At 55.6% G+C, this 18620-nt stretch carries 14 protein-coding genes; 12 read left to right on the top strand and 2 right to left on the bottom strand.

The genetic code is table 11. The features are described 5' to 3' along the window. Positions 1-31 precede the first annotated feature (31 nt). The gene (gene dsdA / locus ACIQYF_RS00525) at positions 32-1384 is read left to right on the top strand and encodes a D-serine ammonia-lyase (protein ID WP_402855301.1); all 1353 of its coding nucleotides are present in this window, start codon (positions 32-34) and stop codon (positions 1382-1384) included. A 73-nt stretch (positions 1385-1457) separates the two neighbouring features. Next, positions 1458-2402 (top strand): DNA-binding transcriptional regulator DsdC, encoded by a 945-nt coding sequence (dsdC, locus tag ACIQYF_RS00520; protein WP_402855298.1) that lies wholly within the window; start codon positions 1458-1460, stop codon positions 2400-2402. Between the two features lie 108 nt (positions 2403-2510). On the opposite strand, the gene ACIQYF_RS00515 is transcribed toward dsdC, so the two are convergent. Both ACIQYF_RS00515 and aguA read right to left on the bottom strand, forming a co-directional pair. Further along, positions 2511-3794: an OprD family porin gene (locus tag ACIQYF_RS00515; protein WP_402855295.1), complete on the bottom strand. Its 1284-nt coding sequence runs from the start codon at positions 3792-3794 to the stop codon at positions 2511-2513. 395 nt (positions 3795-4189) lie between these two features. Next, on the bottom strand, positions 4190-5296 hold the full coding sequence (gene aguA, locus ACIQYF_RS00510) for an agmatine deiminase (RefSeq protein ID WP_402855292.1): 1107 nt from the start codon (positions 5294-5296) through the stop codon (positions 4190-4192). A gap of 310 nt (positions 5297-5606) precedes the next feature. Here aguA and rfbB point away from each other — a divergent pair, with 310 nt between their 5' ends. The 10 genes from rfbB to ACIQYF_RS00460 all read left to right on the top strand — a co-directional run bounded on the left by rfbB (position 5607) and on the right by ACIQYF_RS00460 (position 18580). Next, positions 5607-6689 carry a dTDP-glucose 4,6-dehydratase gene (rfbB, locus tag ACIQYF_RS00505; protein WP_402855289.1) on the top strand — a complete coding sequence of 361 codons (1083 nt, stop codon included), beginning with the start codon at positions 5607-5609 and terminating at the stop codon, positions 6687-6689. 17 nt (positions 6690-6706) lie between these two features. Further along, entirely contained in the window at positions 6707-7576 is an 870-nt protein-coding gene (gene rfbD / locus ACIQYF_RS00500) for a dTDP-4-dehydrorhamnose reductase (RefSeq protein ID WP_402856157.1), read from the top strand. 286 nt (positions 7577-7862) lie between these two features. Then, positions 7863-11207 (top strand): toxin VasX, encoded by a 3345-nt coding sequence (locus tag ACIQYF_RS00495; RefSeq protein WP_402855286.1) that lies wholly within the window; start codon positions 7863-7865, stop codon positions 11205-11207. Beyond that, a complete protein-coding gene (locus ACIQYF_RS00490) occupies positions 11204-12151 on the top strand; it encodes a hypothetical protein (protein ID WP_402855283.1) in 948 nt (315 codons plus the stop codon). Before ACIQYF_RS00495 ends, ACIQYF_RS00490 begins: the two co-directional genes overlap by 4 nt. Beyond that, positions 12141-12716, top strand: a complete 576-nt coding sequence (locus tag ACIQYF_RS00485; protein ID WP_402855280.1) for a hypothetical protein — start codon at positions 12141-12143, stop codon at positions 12714-12716. The genes ACIQYF_RS00490 and ACIQYF_RS00485 overlap by 11 nt, the downstream gene beginning before the upstream one ends. After that, entirely contained in the window at positions 12713-13648 is a 936-nt protein-coding gene (locus tag ACIQYF_RS00480) for a hypothetical protein (RefSeq protein WP_402855277.1), read from the top strand. The genes ACIQYF_RS00485 and ACIQYF_RS00480 overlap by 4 nt, the downstream gene beginning before the upstream one ends. A 114-nt stretch (positions 13649-13762) precedes the next feature. After that, positions 13763-14698 carry a hypothetical protein gene (locus ACIQYF_RS00475; protein ID WP_402855274.1) on the top strand — a complete coding sequence of 312 codons (936 nt, stop codon included), beginning with the start codon at positions 13763-13765 and terminating at the stop codon, positions 14696-14698. A 201-nt stretch (positions 14699-14899) separates the two neighbouring features. Then, complete coding sequence (locus ACIQYF_RS00470) at positions 14900-16714, top strand: ATP-binding protein (RefSeq protein WP_402855271.1); 1815 nt, start codon at positions 14900-14902, stop codon at positions 16712-16714. Further along, the gene (locus ACIQYF_RS00465) at positions 16711-18105 is read left to right on the top strand and encodes a sigma-54-dependent transcriptional regulator (protein ID WP_402855268.1); all 1395 of its coding nucleotides are present in this window, start codon (positions 16711-16713) and stop codon (positions 18103-18105) included. The genes ACIQYF_RS00470 and ACIQYF_RS00465 overlap by 4 nt, the downstream gene beginning before the upstream one ends. A gap of 19 nt (positions 18106-18124) precedes the next feature. Beyond that, positions 18125-18580, top strand: coding sequence for a thioesterase domain-containing protein (locus ACIQYF_RS00460; RefSeq protein WP_402855265.1), 456 nt, complete (start codon positions 18125-18127; stop codon positions 18578-18580). The last annotated feature ends 40 nt before the right edge of the window (positions 18581-18620 follow it).

Below are 18620 nucleotides of genomic sequence, written 5' to 3'. Positions count from 1 at the left end.
TTTGCGCCTGATCGTTTAAAAGGGACCCGCCATGATTTTGGGAAGAACACTTGAGAGCTGGTACACCCGTTACCCGCTGATTCGCCAACTGGTGGCGCTGCAACCTACCACGTGGTTTAACCCCGGCGTGGCGCCGGTCGCACAGGCCATAGGTGACGTGGGGCTCACTGCCGCTGACGTTGCCGATGCCAGCGCTCGGCTGAGCCGTTTCGCGGCTTACCTGCAACGTGCGTTTCCCCAAACGGCGGTCAGCAACGGCATTATCGAGTCGGACATCGTGCCGATACCGCACCTGCAATATGAGCTGAGCAAGCGCTATGACCAGCCCTTGCCCGGTGCGATGTGGCTCAAGCGTGATAGCCATTTGCCGATTTCAGGCTCGATCAAAGCCCGTGGCGGGATCTACGAAGTGCTCAAGCACGCCGAAGACCTAGCGCTGGCCGCCGGGTTGCTAACCCTCGATGACGACTACGCGTTGCTCGACAGCGATAAAGCACGGGCCTTTTTTGGGCAGTACAAAATTGCCGTCGGCTCAACGGGCAACCTCGGCATGTCGATCGGCATCATGGGCGCCGCATTGGGCTTTCAGGTGACGGTGCACATGTCGGCCGATGCGCGGCAATGGAAAAAAGACACGCTGCGTGCGCATGGCGTGACGGTCATTGAATACGCCTCTGATTACAGCGTGGCCGTTGCTCAGGGCCGCCAACAGGCAGAGGCCGATCCGACCTGCCATTTCGTCGATGATGAAAACTCGGTCAACCTGTTCCTCGGTTACTCGGTGGCCGCCGAGCGTCTGAAAACGCAGTTGGCGACAGCCAACATCCCCGTAGACGCGCAACATCCCTTGTTCGTGTACCTGCCTTGCGGAGTGGGCGGTGCGCCGGGGGGCGTGGCGTTCGGCCTAAAGCTCGCGTTCGGTGATGCCGTGCACTGCATCTTCGCAGAGCCGACTCACTCACCGTGCATGCTGCTGGGTGTCTACACCGGGCTGCATGACGAAGTCAGCGTGCAAGACTTCGGCATTGATAACGTGACGGCGGCTGATGGCCTGGCCGTGGGTCGTGCGTCAGGCTTTGTCGGCAAAGCCATGCAACGTTTGCTGGATGGTTTTTACACGGTCAGCGATGAAGAAATGTACAGCCTCTTGGCCTTGATGGAGCGCACCGAAGGGTTGCGTCTTGAGCCTTCGGCGCTGGCGGGCGTACCTGGTATTGCCAGGGTGCTGGCTGACCAGCAAGACTATTGGCAGCGCGCAGGTCTTAACCGTCAGAACATGGCGCAGGCCACGCATCTGGTGTGGGCGACCGGCGGCAACAAAGTGCCTGGCGACGAGATGGACGCGTATCTGGCCAAGGGCCGTGAGTTGCTGGGCAAGGGTTGATTCAAGCGCACAACCGGATGTGGCAAGATGCACGTCTTGCCACTTGCGGAATGTTTAGCTAGGGAAAACTGCCGTGCTCAACCTTCCTCCGCGTATCAGCTCCAGGCTCAACAGCAGCCAATTTGCCAACCTGCACACCTTTCTGGTCGCCGCCCGGCACCTGAGCTTTGCCCGCGCCGCACAAGAACTGTGCTTAACCGCCAGCGCCGTGAGCCACCGCATCAGTCGACTGGAAACGGCGCTGTCGATGAAGTTGTTTCAGCGCCTGACCCGACAGGTCAACCTGACTGACGAAGGCGAGCGCATTTTCGAGATTCTGCAAAGCGCGATGGGCGAGCTGTCCGAAGCGCTAGAGCAGTCATCACAGGCCGAAATTGCCGGGTCCATCGCGCTGTATGTCAGGCCTTCGATTGCTCAATGCTGGCTGGTGCCCCGGCTGGCGGATTTCGTCGACCGTTACCCATTGGTTTCACTCGACCTGCGGGTCGGCAACGACAACGTCGATTTTCGCACCCGCAAAATCGACTTGGCTCTGTACTACGCCAATGGCGAATTCCCCGGCCTCACCAGCTACCGCTTGATGCAAGAGCGACTGGCTCCGGTGTGCAGCCCTGAATACGCGCAACGTCATCGCCTGCAAGAAAACCCGGACAACCTGCGGCACTGCACCACCCTGCACGACTCGCTGGCCTGGGACCACGCCGCCTTTGATGCCGAGTGGTCATTGTGGGCCGAGCAACACCACATGCTCGCGGCCTTGCCCAAACGAACCTTGACCTTCGACCGCTCCGACCTGAGTGTCACCGCTGCCATGAACCATGCTGGCATTGCCATCGGGCGTCAGCAATTGGTGCAAAAACGTGTAGATCGCGGCGAACTGGTGTTGCCTTTAGGCGGTTTCAGCCAGTGCGGCCATTACGACTATTACTTGGTACACCCGCCACTGAACGCCATTCCAAAACGCTTGCAGGTGTTTATGAATTGGTTGCGTCAATGTGCGCAAGAAACAGCCTTATAGGCTGCGATCTGTTGATTTCTGCAGCGCTGTAAATTTCGCACAAAAAAAAACGCCCCAGTCGGGGCGTTTTTTATTCAGATGTCCGGCCTGTCTGTCAGGCCAGTCGCATCAGAAAATGCTGATTGGGTAATCAACAAATACACGTACTTCGTTGCCGCCGACGTTGTAGTCGCTGGCGTTGTTGGAAACACGCAACCACGAACCACGCAGACGCACGCTCAGGTCTTTGACCGGACCGCTTTGTACAACGTACTTAGCCTGGTTGAAGATTTCACGCTCAGTACCACGGCCACGGTCGGAACCGTCGTCGATGTTGCTGCCGCGGACGTAGGCGATGTTGTAGGTCAGACCCGGAATGCCAACAGCACCGAAGTCGAAGCCATAACCCAACTGCCACGAACGCTCGTCTTTAGCGTTGAAGTCGGACCAGTAGGAGTTGGCCAGCAGGATGGTGTTGCCGCCATCGCCCACGCCGCCTGCATTGCGGTAGCCGCCGTACGGGTAGCCGATTTCGCCGGTGCTGCTCTGGTAAGCCAGAATCAACGAGTGAGCGCCGAAAGCGTAGGTGGTTGCCAGGCTCCAGATTTTGTTGTCTGTGCCGTCAACCTGCAGCACGTCACGTGCGTAGTCAGAGTCGACGTGGGTGCGGTAGCCGTTGAAGTCAAACGTCAGGGACTGTTTGTCTTGCAGCGGAAGCACGTAGGTCATGCCCAGGTATTGCTTGCGCAGTACGTCTTCCATCTCGGAGCCGTACAACGAGGCCGAGAAGTTGTCGGTGAACTTGTAGCTGGCGCCGAACACGTTGATGCTTTTCAGGTCGCCACTGTCACGGCTTTCAGCGCTCTTGCGCGATTCAGCAGTGAAACGACCCACGTTGATTTCCAGACCGTCGATCTCTTTGGAGGTCAACAGCGTGCCGGTGTAGCTTTCTGGCATCAGACGCGAGTTATCGTACATCAGTACCGGCAGAGCCGGCATTTGATCGCCGTACTTCAGCACGGTGTTCGACACGCGCAACTTCACGGCAGCGCCGGCTTTGGCGATGTCGCTAGCGGCTTTGCCGTCAGCGTCTTGCTTGAAGAAGTCGATGCCGCCTGCGCCGCTACGACCCTTGCCGCCGTCCAGACGCAGTGCGTAGATGCCGAAAGCATCCACACCCACGCCAACGGTGCCTTGGGTGAAGCCCGAGGTGAACGTGCCGAGGAAGCCTTGGCCCCATTCAGCTTTGTCTTGCTTGTGGTCTTTGTAGTCACGGCTGATGTAGGCGTTGCGCGCCAATACATTGAGGTGGCTGTCTTCTACAAAGCCTTTTGCGTCAGCTTGATCGTTAGCCATGGCTTGGGTAGCACTGAGTACGCCCAGAGCGAGTAGACCTATCCGTTTGTTCAACATTTTATTTTCCTTATTACTGAATAGAGGCGCGCTGTGGGTATCAAGCTGAAACATTGAGTGGTGGTTGCTTCACATAAACAAAAAAATACCCTTACGAGACTCCGCAAGGGTCTTTTCAAAAAGTTGGTGCATGGCTTATCGCCACAGGCGTTGGTGCGGATCCTAGCCGCCGTTAAGGCAAAGTGTCAATTTCGTGAAAATTTTGTTAAGTACGCTCATTTTTCCAACCGTTGATCAACGTGTCAGCCTTTACTCCCCGCCCCCCTCCAGGCCGCAAGCGGAAGCTGAATCAGTTGGGCTTTGAGTGGGTTGCGTGAATCGGGCAAATAGACCGTGAAAACGCTGCTTTTGTGGGTGCGGGCAAGCCCGCTCCCACAAGGCAGTTTGGCGTCAGATCACGCCTTGTGCGGCGCAGGTTGCTGCTGGGTCAGACAGTGGATGTTGCCACCGCCCAGCAGTAATTCACGGCCCGGCACCATCACCACTTCGTGTTGCGGGAAGATGTTTTGCAGGATGACTTTGGCTTGTGCGTCCATCGGATCGTCAAAACTTGGGGCAATGATGCCGCCGTTGACGATCAGGAAGTTCACGTAAGACCCGGCCAAACGCTCCGACGGATTGCGATCCTGGCTACCGGCGACTTTGTCCACGCCATCGCACTCTTCCTGGGTGGCATACATCGGCCCCGGAATCGGCATTTTATGCACCACAAAAGGACGGCCCTTGGCATCGGTGCTGGCGGCCAGGACTTTCATCGCTTCATGGCAACGCACGTAGTTCGGGTCGCGCTCGTCGTCGGTCCAGGCCAGCAACACTTCGCCCGGTGCGACGTAGCAGCAGAAGTTATCCACATGGCCGTCGGTTTCATCGTTGAACAGGCCGTCCGGCAGCCAGATGATCTTATCCACAGCCAGTTGCGCGCGCAGAACGCCTTCGATCTCTTCGCGAGACAGGTGAGGGTTGCGGTTGCGGTTCATCAGGCATTCAGCCGTGGTGATCAGCGTGCCTTCGCCATCGACGTGGATCGAACCGCCTTCAAGCACAAAACCTTCGGTGTAGTAACGCGCAGAACGTTCGATTTCGAGGATCTTGCTAGCCACTTGCTGATCGCGATTCCAGGGGAAGTACAGACCGCCATCAAAGCCCCCCCACGCGTTGAAGTCCCAGTTAACCCCTCTCACTTCGCCGCTGTCGTTGATCACGAATGTCGGGCCGCTGTCACGCACCCAAGCGTCATCGCTGGAGATCTCGACCACACGAATATTCGGTACATCCAGTTGCGCACGGGCATTTTCGTATTGCGCGGCCGATACGCCAACGGTGACCGGCTCAAAACGGGCGATGGCCTTGGCCACGGCTACGTGCGCAGCCTGCGCGGGCTTGCCGCCGAGCCGCCAGTTGTCCGGGCGCTCAGGCCAGATCATCCAGACCTGGGTTTGTGGAGCCCATTCAGCCGGCATGTGGAAGCCGTCAGCGCGGGGGGTGCTGTGCAAAGTAGTCATAACCGTCAGGACTCCAGGGAACCGTCGAAAAGGGGGATGGCAGCAGAAAGAAGACAGACCGCAAACTGTGGACGCTGGTCTGTATTGCGTCAACGCAGAGCGTCTTTATATCCGATAAATATCTACAATAAAATCCATTCATCGAATAAAACCCGCTAGGAATCGTTTTTAAAACAGATATAAATCGATATAAAAACCAAGGCTCCTCAATTTCCTACCGTTTAAGCAGCCGCTACCCGACCGCCCCCACTTGCGCCTCATTGAAGAGCGCCACATGATCTAGGGCCGTCAGGACATAAGGAGTATCCATATGCGCATTCTAGTCACCGGCGGAGCCGGTTTTATTGGTTCAGCGCTGATCCGTCACCTGATCAAGAACACCGCGCACGAAGTGCTCAACCTCGACAAGTTGACCTACGCCGGCAACCTTGAGTCGCTGCAAAGCATCGCAACGGATACCCGCTACGAATTCGTCCAGGCAGACATCGTCGACCAAGCCGCTGTCAGCGCCATTATCGAGCGCTTTGAACCGCAGGCGATCATGCACCTGGCGGCCGAGTCGCACGTCGACCGTTCCATCGATGACCCGTCAGATTTCATCCAGACCAACATCGTCGGCACTTACAGCCTGCTGGAAGCCGCCCGCGCCTATTGGTCGAAGCTGCCAGAACCCGCCAAGGGCGCCTTTCGCTTCCATCACATTTCGACTGACGAAGTGTATGGCGACCTGCACGGCGTCGATGATCTGTTCACGGAAACCACGCCCTACGCGCCAAGTTCACCGTACTCGGCCAGTAAGGCGGCGTCTGACCACCTGGTCCGTGCCTGGAACCGCACCTATGGTTTGCCGGTGCTGCTGACCAACTGCTCGAACAACTACGGGCCGTTCCACTTCCCTGAAAAACTGATTCCGCTGGTGATCCTCAACGCCCTGGCGGGCAAACCGCTGCCGGTGTATGGCAATGGCTTGCAAGTGCGTGACTGGCTGTTTGTTGAAGACCACGCCCGCGCCCTGCTTAAGGTCGTGACCGAAGGCGTGGTCGGCGAGACCTACAACATCGGCGGCCACAACGCACAGAAAAACATCGACGTGGTGCGTGGCATCTGCGCACTGCTCGAAGAGCTGGCGCCTGAGCATCCGCCTGGGGTCGCGCAGTTTGCTGACCTGATCACCTTTGTTGAAGACCGCCCAGGCCACGACCAGCGCTATGCGATCGACGCCAGCAAAATCGAGCGTGAGCTGGGCTGGGTGCCTGAAGAAACCTTCGAAACCGGCCTGCGCAAAACCGTGCAGTGGTACCTGAACAACCTGGAGTGGTGCAAACGCGTTCAGGACGGCAGCTACCAAGGCCAGCGCCTGGGCTTCACCGACACCAAAGACCTGATCGCATGAGCCAGCCCTCGGCACCTTTGAAAATCCTGATCAGCGGTAAAACTGGCCAGGTGGCCATCGAACTGCAAAAGCATCTTGCCGGGTTGGGCGAGTTGATTGTGCTGGGGCGCGACGCGCTGGATCTGAGCCAACCCGAGCAGATCCGTGCTCAGGTACGCGCGCACAAGCCTGACTTGATCATTAACGCAGGCGCACACACCGCGGTGGATCGGGCTGAAAGCGAGCCAGACCTCGCGTTTGCCATCAATGGCACGGCGCCGGGCGTGTTGGCCGAAGAGGCGAAAGCCCTGGGCATTCCGCTGATCCACTACTCCACCGACTACGTGTTCGACGGCAGCAAACCCGCGCCTTACACCGAAAACGATCAACCCAACCCGCTGGGCGTGTACGGCAAAAGTAAACTGGCGGGCGAGCAAGCCATCGCAGCAGTAGGCGGACAGCATTTGATCCTGCGCACCAGCTGGGTGTACTCCACCCACGGCAAAAACTTCCTGCTGACCATGCAGCGTTTGCTGCCGGAAAAACCGGTGCTGCGCGTGGTGGCTGACCAGATCGGCGCACCAACCTGGGCGGGCACCCTCGCGCAAAGCACTCGGGCCTTGATCGAACGCTGGCAAGCCGGTGAGGCCGGGGCCTGGGGTGTTTACCACCTGACCGCTCAGGGCGAAACCTCATGGTTTGGCTTTACCCAAGCCATTGCCGAGCACCTCGCCGCCCAAGGCAAACCGTGCGCAACGCTGGAGCCTATTGCGGCCAGCGCCTACCCGACACCAGCGGTCCGCCCGAAAAACTCGCGCCTTGATTGCAGCCGTCTAGCGCGCGAATGGCACGTCAGCCAGCCAGACTGGCGCGTTGCACTCGACAAATGCGTGGCCGAGCAACGCTGAGACACACACCTCGTGGGAGCTGCCGAAGGCGGCGATCTTGTGATTTTCAAGATCAAGAGCTCGCTCCTACAACTGGCAGTAAGGCCCCTTTCTGCCAATAGTTAGAGATGCGTCCTACATCCACCAGCGCGTTCAACCTTTAGCGTTCATCCCTTTGTGCTGAGGCTGCTTTCTTTGAAGTGAGCCCTTACGTCAGAGGAGTCATGGATATGACCGCACTTACCCGCGTGATTGAACACCTAGTGGACGATTTAAATGCGCAATTTACGCCCAGAGCGCGCGCGGTATGAGCTTCGATAAAAGTCTTGCCACAGTGGTCAATCTGGCTGAAGCCAGACGCGCAGCCAACGCCCGCGAACACGTCGACATCAACAGCACCGTGCAGCAATGTCCGGCCAGCCAGCCGCACATCTTCGTGGTCCCCGTGCGCTACGCCCTCAGCGAAGAGCCTGCCAGCCACTCGGCCTGTCAGCCCGGGGTCGAGCCCAAAAGCCACCCCATGGCAGCCCGTCTTTTGCGCACGGGATTTATCTATGTGTGGCAAGGCAACGGCCCGCTTCAGCGTTATGCGATGGCTGAAAACCACCTGCTGCGCGAACAAGAACTGGAGGACGATGACACCGTCATCAATGTCGGCACCCACAGCGGTATCGCGTTGGACAAGCACCAGGAAGCCTGGATGCTCTACAGCGAAATCCCGCTGAACTCGACCTCCTGCGCGCACCTCAGCGAACCCGAAAATCGCGCCAAGCGCATGCGCCGCCTCGACCTGCGGCAAGTCGCCAACACCCTGCAAGCGCCGCATTGCGTGCCGTTGACAGAAGCCAACACGCTCATGGCCGAGCTGATTCCGAGCACCTATGACTTGGCGCTGGCGATCGACTATCAACGTAACCAACCCGCCCGGCACAAACAGGCAGAGCAGTTGGGCAAAGAAGCTATCAACGATCCGACACCCAGCACGATCAAAGACTACACCGACACCCAGCGTTGGCTCAGTGAGCGAGCCAAAGTTGCTGCGCAGTACCCCCCGGTTCCCGATGACATCCCTGCGCCGGGTGAATGGAGCGCCGTGCCATGGGCACCGACCACGACCCAAAGCCTGATGGAAACCGCCCACACCCAATCACGCGGCTTGTACACCGTACTGGCTTGCCTGGACGATGACCTCGGCGTATTACGCGACATCAACCACGAACAAGAACTCGTCGAATCTCGGCATGAACAGTGGCAAGCCGACAACAACCTGCGGCTGAGTATTGGTGGGTTTGTGCGCAGCTTGATTACAGAAGATCCCGACGAAGTTATCGGAATGCTGATTTACCGCTACCGCGAGCAGGACATCGAACTGACGCGTGAGCAGGCGCAAATGCTGCTTAATGCGCGAACCCGGCTGGAACAACTGGCGAGAGAGCGCTACACCGCCAACATCCGACGCGGCACCACCCACAGCAACGTAGAAGCCGACACCCGCCTGGCTGAAATACACCTGCGCGAACAAGCGGCAGTGGCGCCGATACGTAGCTTTATCCCGCTTCAATTTCACGACGAAGTGCTGCAAGTGGTGCGTGACTACCAGGAAAGCAAAGTCAACAACCTCAGAAATACGCAGACCAGCGATAAGGTCGAGCAATACATCGACCTGCCCGCCATGAACCGGTGGCTAGACCACACCGCCCCGACACACTTTGATCACCTGCAGCAACGACACGAAGCTCTTTATGCCGATCGTGGCACGTACTTGCTGCGACATCACAGTGGCACCTGGTTTGTTGATTTCCACGATAACGAGCACCTTCAATGGCTTGATGAACTGGCCTTGGCCTGCCTTAGTGCTCAATGCTTACGCAAAGTCGGAGCCGAGCAATATGCAGAGTACGTGCGCAGTGCGGATGACGGGGCGTTGCGGCAACTGTTTTCAGGGTGGAGCCCGAGCCTTGATGCCGCGGTAGTGACCGTCAGTCGTTCAGTAGAGTTGGTTGCTGCGCTGAGTATTGAGAATCAGGCGAATGCAGAGCAAGCACTGATCAAAATACTGGGCCCGCAGGGCATGAATATTTTGTCGAACCTCAGAGGTCGGGCCAAAGATGCCACGGACCTCTGGAATATGTTGATCAAGCGATTAGGCGCGTCCTTGCTGTTGCTCGGCAGTGAACCAGGAACACCACTTAAAGGTCCGTGGCTCACTGTCATGATCGCCGCGCGAGTTGGTAGTCAAGTGGGTCTGCGGGTAATCAATGAAAGGGGGCGACAGGTATTCCAGCTGTTCGGTAAAGGCGCCGAAGAACTAACGCAATGGGCCAATAGAACGGGTAAAGCGATTGGTGCAGGCCGCGTGGCGGATATTGTGAACGCACCTGCCGTGCAACAAAGCGGTGGAGTTATCGCCTTGGCGGCGTTGCTGATCAACACTTGGAACGCAAATAAATATTTAAGCCAGGCCGGTGTATTGGAAGGAATGGATGCGCAGCGCCGATACGATACGGCTTCGGCAACGCTGTATGCCGGGGCGGCATTGATGGCGGTGATTGACGTTCAGGTTCGGAAGGGATTTTGGAATAAACAAGGTATTGGCGTTGATAAGATTAAATGGGGTTCTGGGTCTGTTTCGACTCTTACAAGTTTTGGTGGACTAATTGGATCGCTATCATTTGGAGCTGCATTATCGGAGTATTTTTCCTTACAGAAACAGATAGATAGTGCAGTAGGCCATATAGATCCATGGATAAAATTGCAACAAAAGGTTGTTGGCGGGCAAGCAATTATCACAGGCACGCAGGCCCTCCTCGGATACACTTACACCCTAAGAAGTATTGCACCTTTATTTGGGTGGAGCGTGGCGAATTTTCGCTACTTAATCTTCATGGGGCCTGTTAACAATCTGCTGTTAATTTCAGGGGCGCTGTATATGGCTGTCTGGTATATGCGTCAAACACCAATGCAGAATTTTCTCAATTATTGTTGTTGGTCAAAGAAGCGAGCCCACGATTTGTCGCATATATCATCTGACGCACAAGACGAGGAGTTGGACCGCCTATATGAAATTCTCTATTCGCCAAGGGTCAGTCTTGAAAGTGATACACGTACGCGTCCAACGCTAGATCGTCAGGGATTTGCCTATGTAGGGGAAGTGAGTTCACTTACCATCGACTTACCTGGTGCTGAGCCCTCAAGTGTTTATTTGGAGTTAGCCATTATTGGCGACCCGGTGGACACCCTCGCGTGGCGAGAAAAAATAAAAAACAATACGTCTTCTGAAAGAGTTATTCCGCCACAGCCGCAGCAAGATATAGGTGAACATTGGATACGCAGCAGCCATTGTCAATGGATTCCCTATCAAGAAGGCCAAGGTTTAAGGCTCAGTGGGTTGTTCGACATCGTCCCAAATTTGCTGGGTTCAAAGCCCAGAAAAGTGTCGCTACGTTTGCGCTATCGAACGCCCATAACGGCTTTGCTTGGCGCGCAAAATTTTATCGGCGGCAAGGATGGCCTAGCATTCACCTTCACTCCTGACGAAGGCTTAATCGCGCTACGCGACGATCCAACCCCTGTGTTGGATAAAGCTAAAACCCACCGTTTAAGTGCTGAAAAAAACAGCCAATTTTTCCAGCCAAAGAGTAATAAAAAATGAGTCATCCGTCGGCTGGCTCAAGCAAAAAAGGATTGCTCTCGCAGGTGGACTATCTGGCTCCACTACCTATACCTACCGGTGAAGCCCCCACGGATATTCTTAACAATATATGGCGTAAAAATAGCGTTTATATGGATGTTGGGAGTTATGCTATTGGCTCGGCAGTGATGGTTTTGTGGCCAGGCATTTTATTGTTTTTAGGGATGGCATATTATTTTTATGAGACTTTGCCCAATCTGAGTTTTTATATTTCTATCGGGGGCGGGGTCATTGTAGGAATTCCAGTTTTAATGTTGATTCAAGCACTGTTTCAGCCAACACCCTTGCCCGCACGTTTTAATCGTCAGCGCCGTGAGGTTTGCATTCCTGTCAGCGCTACTGATTATTGGATTGTTCCTTGGGAAACTGTCATAGCTAAAGCAACCGAACAGCAATCGATTAGCCAAGCTGGTAGACACACCTCAGGCATATTGGAGGTGACGTTTGAAAACCCTGATCCGCACGCATTAAGCAGCCTTAAATTCTGTACATTCTGCTTTGCTTGCGGTGGGGGAAAGCCTGCAATGGCAGTTTGGGAATGCATGCGCAGTTACATGGAAATAGGCCCCGAAGCAGTAGCCGATGAAACGGCAAGATTTAATCGACCACAAGGCGTGTTGGCTACTTATAAAAAGGTGATAGTCGACGCTGCCAATAAAAGAGGTTGGTTTCTAGCAATTTTATGGGAAGGTTTTTTTGGAATATTCATATTTAATATATTGTTGGTTGAAGTGCTGGAACGACTAAAATTAAACCCGCCACCCGATCTCACATATCCAGACATCATCGAATGGTCCAAACCCCTCCCGCCCGAACAATGGGCCAAGCGCTCCCCAGAGTTAGAACTCGCCATCGCCCAGCGTGAAGCTGAGCTAGCAGCGAGGGCGACGAAATATGACACATAGCTTCAATGTTATGAGCGGTTATTGGGATGAGAATCATGAACAGAAAATTGCCTCTGCTGAAGAAGTACACTCATTGACCATCGACTTGCCTGGTGCTAAGCCTTCAAGTGTTTATTTGGAGTTAGCCATTATTGGCGACCCGGTGGACACTCTCGCGTGGCGAGAAAAGATAAAAAATAACACTTCCTCTGAAAGAGTTATTCCCCCACAGCCGCGGCAAGATATAGGTGAACGTTGGATACGCAGCAGCCATTGTCAATGGATTCCCTATCAAGAAGGCCAAGGTTTAAGGCTCAGTGGGTTGTTCGACATCGTCCCAAATTTGCTGGGTTCAAAGCCCAGTAAAGTTTCGCTACGTTTACGCTATCGAACCCCCATAACGGCTTTGCTTGGCGCGCAAAATTTTATCGGTGGAACCAACGGCCTAGCATTCACCTTCACTCTTGACAAAGGTTTAATCGCGCTACGCGACGATCCAACCCATGTATTGGATAAAGCTAAAATCCACCGTTTAAGTGCTGAAAAAAACAGCCAATATTTCCAGCCAAAGAGTAATAAGAAATGAGTCATTCGTCGGCTGGCACAAGCAAAAAAGGATTGCTCTCGCAGGAAGACTATCTGGCGCCACTACCGATTCCTACGGGTGAATCCCCCTCGGACATGCTTAATATCATCTGGCGTAAAAATGACGCTTATATAGATATAGGAAATTATTCTATAGGCTCCGCAGTAATGTTGATATGGCCGTTGGTTATGCTGACTCTAGCACTGGCATGCTTTTTTCGGGAAATCTTGCCTGACTTCAGTATCTCGATTTTAGTAATAGGAGGAATAATTACGGGCATTCCTACATTAACACTAATTCACGGCCTATTCCTTCCAACTCCCCTGCCTGTACGTTTCAATCGACAACGCCGTGAAGTCTGTGTGCCCATAAGCGAGGGTGAGTACTGGATCGTGCCATGGGAAACCGTTATAGCTATGGGGACAGAGACTTCATCGATCAACCAGGCAGGTAAGCAAACGATGGGGCTGTTGTTGATCGGATTTGATAATCCCGACCCGCAAGCAAGCGTCAATAAAAAACATTACTCAATGGGGTTTAACTGTGGTGGTGGAGCTTCCGCGATGGCGTTATGGGAATGCATGCGCAGTTACATGGAAATAGGCCCCGAAGCAGTAGCCGATGAAACCGCAAGATTCAATCGACCACAAGGCGTGTTGGCTACTTATAAAAAGGTGATAGTCGACGCTGCCAATAAAAGAGGTTGGTTTCTAGCGATTTTATGGGAAGGTTTTTTTGGAATATTCATATTTAACATGTTGTTGGTTGAAGTGCTGGAACGACTAAAATTAAACCCGCCACCCGATCTCACATACCCCGATATCATCGAATGGTCAAAACCCCTCCCGCCCGAACAATGGGCCAAGCGCTCCCCAGAGTTAGAACTCGCCATCGCCCAACGTGAAGCCGAACTAGCAGCGAGGATGGCGTAGTATGATTTTTAATGTTCACCTGATTAGCGGTGAATTATTTTCCTGTGATGACCAAGTATTTGATTATGAGTTCTGCGCAAGATACTCGGTCGGTTTGCAGCCAGGTATCAAACGATGAGTATGCCAGCCGCCGGCACGAGTAAAAAAAACTTGTTTTCGCAGGTGGACTATCTGGCTCCACTACCTATCCCTACCGGTGAAGCCCCCACGGATATTCTTAACAATATATGGCGTAAAAATAGCGTTTATATGGATGTTGGGAGTTATGCTATTGGCTCGGCAGTGATGGTTTTGTGGCCAGGCATTTTATTGTTTTTAGGGATGGCATATTATTTTTATGAGACTTTGCCCAATCTGAGTTTTTATATTTCTATCGGGGGCGGGGTCATTGTAGGAATTCCAGTTTTAATGTTGATTCAAGCACTGTTTCAGCCAACACCCTTGCCCGCACGTTTCAATCGTCAGCGCCGTGAGGTTTGCATTCCTGTCAGTGCTACTGATTATTGGATTGTTCCTTGGGAAACTGTCATAGCTAAAGCAACCGAACAGCAATCGATTAGCCAAGCTGGTAGACACACCTCAGGCATATTGGAGGTGACGTTTGAAAACCCTGATCCGCACGCATTAAGCAGCCTTAAATTCTGTACCTTCTGCTTTGCTTGCGGTGGGGGAAAGCCTGCAATGGCAGTTTGGGAATGCATGCGCAGTTACATGGAAATAGGCCCCGAAGCAGTAGCCGATGAAACCGCAAGATTCAATCGACCACAAGGCGTGTTGGCTACTTATAAAAAGGTGATAGTCGACGCTGCCAATAAAAGAGGTTGGTTTCTAGCGATTTTATGGGAAGGTTTTTTTGGAATATTCATATTTAACATGTTGTTGGTTGAAGTGCTGGAACGACTAAAATTAAACCCGCCACCCGATCTCACATATCCAGACATCATCGAATGGTCCAAACCCCTCCCGCCCGAACAATGGGCCAAGCGCTCCCCAGAGTTAGAACTCGCCATCGCCCAGCGTGAAGCTGAGCTAGCAGCAAGAGCCGCGTGAGAAGGGCTTTCTCTTCGATGTTATGAGTGGCGAATCAGCTTTGCGTGACGATCAGGCAGTCGCGTTTGAATGCAGAGGGCAATGCGCGAGTTATTGGCAGCCCGCGACTACGCGTTATTGATCCATCGGAGTGTCGTCGGCGGAATTTATCCCGTTGAGAGAGCGCTCCTACACCGTTTCGGCGTAGGTATACTGCGCCGTATGATCACGACCCCTTCAGTTCCTCGCAGACCCCGCTGGCGCAGCCTGGCCTTACTGGCGCTGTGCCTGGCACCTTTGTTGTGGCCATTGCAACACTTGGCCGAACGCTATTACCGCAGTGAGCTGGCCGGGCAAAACCGTCAAACCCTCGATCTTTACGTCGCCAACTTGCTGGGTACGCTGCACCGCTATGAGGTGCTGCCGCAAATCCTTGGCGAATTGCCCGCGCTGCGCAATTTGCTCGTCGAGCCGCAAGACCCTCAAGCGCTGGCCACAGCCAATCAGTTGCTCGCAGAAATCAGTAACCAGACCGGTGCTGAAGTCATGTACCTGATCGATGCCGACGGCAATACGCTGGCGACGTCGAACTGGGACAAAGCCGACAGTTTTGTCGGGCGCAACTTCGCTTTTCGTCCGTATTTCAGTGAAGCGATGGCTGGCAAGTTGGGGCGTTTCTTCGGTCTGGGCACCACGTCCGGCAAGCGCGGTTATTACTTTGCCGCGCCGGTGATTGAAAACGGCAAGACAATGGGCGTGCTGGTGGTCAAGGTCGACCTTGATCACACCGAACGCTTGTGGGGCAAAACCCCGGAGCAATTGCTGACAACGGACAACCATGGCGTGGTCATTTTGACCTCGCGTCCCGATTGGCGCTTCAAAGCCACGCGAGCACTGTCGCCGCAAGAGCGTCAGGATATTTTTGCCATCCTGCCGTATCCGACTCGCGACTTGCAGCCACTGAACCTCGACATGAATGCCTGGCTGGTGCAGACCCAGATCATCGACGAGACCGGCTGGAGCGTGAACATTCTGGCGCCCCGGACCTTGGTCGATCGCCCCGTACGCACGGTACTGGCCATTGGTGGCGCCACGTTGCTGGTGGTCATGCTGTTGATCAGTTTGATGATGCAGCGCCGTCGTCACTATCTGGATCGCATTGCTTTCGAAGCCAAGGCCCGCCGCGAACTCGAAGGCCGTGTGGTCGAACGCACCCGCGATCTTGAAGGCCTCAACCAGCGCCTGCGCAAGGAGGTGCTGGAGCGCGAGCACGCGCAGCAAGAACTGGTGCGCGCTCAGGATGATCTGGTGCAAGCGGGCAAACTGTCTGCGCTGGGCACCATGTCGGCCAGCATCAGCCACGAACTCAACCAACCGCTGGCGGCTATCCGCAGCTATGCCGAGAACGCCGAAGTGTTGCTCGATCATCAGCGCATCGACGACGCTCGCGGCAATCTCAAACTGATCAACGAATTGACCGGGCGCATGTCCTCGATCATTGCCCACCTGCGCGCCTTCGCCCGGCGTGATCGGCACGCGCCGGAGAGTGTTGCTCTACAGCCCGCGCTGGACGATGCGCTGGCCTTGCTGGCCAAGCGTCGGCGCAGCATGGAGGTCGAGCTGATCCGCGACCTGCCCGCCGCTACGCTGTGGGTTGAGGCCGGGGAAACACGTTTGCGCCAGGTCTTGGGCAATCTGCTGGCAAACGCCCTTGATGCACTTACAGAGAAAGGGCCGCCACGGCGACTGTGGCTAAGTGCCCAATCCACGGCGGAGGGCGTCACTGTGTACATTCGTGACAATGGCCCGGGCTTTTGCATGGAAGCCCTGGGCCGCGCCGGTGAGCCGTTCTACACCACCAAAACCCGCACTCAGGGGCTGGGCTTGGGGCTGGCCATTTGTGACACGCTGATTCGTGCGTTCGGCGGCGAATTGTTATTCGCCAACCACAAAGAAGGCGGCGCCCTCATTACCCTCCGACTGCGCGCCGGTGCGCCAGGCGTGAGTTTGCAAGCTTGCGAGGACTCTCGATCATGAGCCAATCCATTGATCCGCGCGTTCAGGTCATCTTGATCGATGATGACCCGCACCTGCGCCAAGCACTCTATCAAACCCTGGATCTGGCCGGGCTTAAGGTCTTGCCACTGGCCGAAGCAACGGGCCTTGCCGAGCGTATTCAGCGTGACTGGGCAGGCGTGGTGGTCAGTGACATCCGCATGCCGGGCATGGATGGCCTTGAGCTGTTGGCTCAACTGCACGCCCAAGACCCGGAGCTGCCCGTGTTGCTGATCACCGGCCATGGCGATGTGCCGTTGGCCGTGCAAGCCATGCGCGCAGGGGCCTACGACTTTCTGGAAAAACCCTTTGCCAGCGACGCGCTGCTCGACAGCGTGCGCCGGGGGCTGGCCCTGCGCGCGTTGGTGCTGGATAACCGCAGCCTGCGCTTGGCGCTGAGTGATCGCCAGCAACTGAGCACCCGCTTGATCGGGCACTCCTCGGCCATGCTGCGTCTGCGTGAGCAAATCGGCGCGTTGGCCGCGACCAAAGCCGACGTGCTGATTTTGGGCGAAACCGGCTCTGGCAAAGAAGTCGTCGCACGCGCGCTGCATGACCTGTCGAGTCGGCGCAGCGGGCCGTTTGTGGCGATCAATGCCGGCGCGCTGGCCGAGTCGGTGGTCGAAAGCGAGCTGTTCGGCCATGAACCCGGCGCCTTTACCGGTGCGCAAAAGCGTCGCATCGGCAAGTTCGAATTCGCCAATGGCGGCACGTTGTTCCTGGACGAAATCGAAAGCATGAGCATGGATGTGCAGGTCAAACTGCTGCGCATGCTGCAAGAACGCGTGGTTGAGCGCTTGGGCGGTAATCAGCTGATCCCGCTGGATATTCGGGTCATCGCCGCGACCAAGGAAGACCTGCGCCAGGCCGCCGATCAAGGCCGGTTCCGCGCCGACTTGTACTACCGACTGAACGTCGCCCCCCTGCGTATTGCGCCGTTGCGTGAGCGGGGTGAAGACGCATTGATGCTGTTTCAACACTTCGCCGACGAAGCCAGTGCTCGCCACGGCCTGACGCCCAACGTGTTGCAGCCGGTGCAACGTACGTTGTTACTGCGTCACCGTTGGCCGGGCAATGTGCGCGAACTGCAAAACGTCGCAGAGCGCTTCGCCCTGGGCCTGGAATTGTCTCTGGACAATGGCTCGGACGAGGGCGCCCAGCCGTCGGACCTTGAAGTCTCGGGCAGCTTGAGCGAGCAGGTAGAGCACTTTGAGAAAAGCCTGATCGCCGCTGAACTCGAGCGCTCGCATAGCTCGATGCGCAGCCTGGCTGAAGCGCTGGGCGTACCGCGCAAGACCCTGCATGACAAATTGCGCAAACACGGCCTGAACTTCGAGAGCGGCAGTCACCCCCACACTGATGAACTTGATTGACCTGAACAGGATGCCCCGCATGAATCGCGACAGTCGTTATCTGGAATCCATCCTTCATCACGACATCCCGCTCACACGTGAAATGGGTCTTAAGGTGATTGCCTGGCACGACAAGCAGCTGCGTTTACAACTGCCGCTAGAGGCCAACATCAACCATAAAAGCACCATGTTTGGCGGCAGTCTGTACTGCGGCGCGGTACTGGCCGGTTGGGGCTGGCTGCACCTGAGCCTGCGGGAAGCCGGGATCGAAGACGGCCACATCGTGATTCAGGAAGGCCACATCAGCTACCCGCTGCCTGTGACCCAAGACGCCATTGCGCTGTGCGATGCGCCGGCAGAGGCTGCGTGGAACAAATTCTTGGCCATGTATAAACGCCATGGCCGCGCACGCCTGACCCTGGAAACGCGGATGATCAATGTGCACGGTGGGGACGATGCGGTGCGGTTTAGCGGGCAATACGTGCTGCATCGTTAGCAGCGACTCACCGTGAGAGCTGCCGCAGGCTGCGATCTTT

Source organism: Pseudomonas sp. NPDC096917 (assembly GCF_044762555.1).
Lineage (GTDB): Bacteria > Pseudomonadota > Gammaproteobacteria > Pseudomonadales > Pseudomonadaceae > Aquipseudomonas.
This window is presented reverse-complemented; position numbering and strand designations above follow the sequence as displayed.

Bases quoted from the DNA above. Each gene is read 5' to 3' on its own strand.
- ACIQYF_RS00490 (WP_402855283.1), top strand. From the start codon at position 11,204: ATGAGTCATCCGTCGGCTGGCTCAAGCAAAAAAGGATTGCTCTCGCAG.
- ACIQYF_RS00485 (WP_402855280.1), top strand. From the start codon at position 12,141: ATGACACATAGCTTCAATGTTATGAGCGGTTATTGGGATGAGAATCAT.
- ACIQYF_RS00515 (WP_402855295.1), bottom strand. From the start codon at position 3,794: ATGTTGAACAAACGGATAGGTCTACTCGCTCTGGGCGTACTCAGTGCT.
- rfbB (WP_402855289.1), top strand. From the start codon at position 5,607: ATGCGCATTCTAGTCACCGGCGGAGCCGGTTTTATTGGTTCAGCGCTG.
- aguA (WP_402855292.1), bottom strand. From the start codon at position 5,296: ATGACTACTTTGCACAGCACCCCCCGCGCTGACGGCTTCCACATGCCG.
- ACIQYF_RS00470 (WP_402855271.1), top strand. From the start codon at position 14,900: ATGATCACGACCCCTTCAGTTCCTCGCAGACCCCGCTGGCGCAGCCTG.
- dsdA (WP_402855301.1), top strand. From the start codon at position 32: ATGATTTTGGGAAGAACACTTGAGAGCTGGTACACCCGTTACCCGCTG.
- ACIQYF_RS00495 (WP_402855286.1), top strand. From the start codon at position 7,863: ATGAGCTTCGATAAAAGTCTTGCCACAGTGGTCAATCTGGCTGAAGCC.
- ACIQYF_RS00480 (WP_402855277.1), top strand. From the start codon at position 12,713: ATGAGTCATTCGTCGGCTGGCACAAGCAAAAAAGGATTGCTCTCGCAG.
- ACIQYF_RS00475 (WP_402855274.1), top strand. From the start codon at position 13,763: ATGAGTATGCCAGCCGCCGGCACGAGTAAAAAAAACTTGTTTTCGCAG.
- ACIQYF_RS00465 (WP_402855268.1), top strand. From the start codon at position 16,711: ATGAGCCAATCCATTGATCCGCGCGTTCAGGTCATCTTGATCGATGAT.
- ACIQYF_RS00460 (WP_402855265.1), top strand. From the start codon at position 18,125: ATGAATCGCGACAGTCGTTATCTGGAATCCATCCTTCATCACGACATC.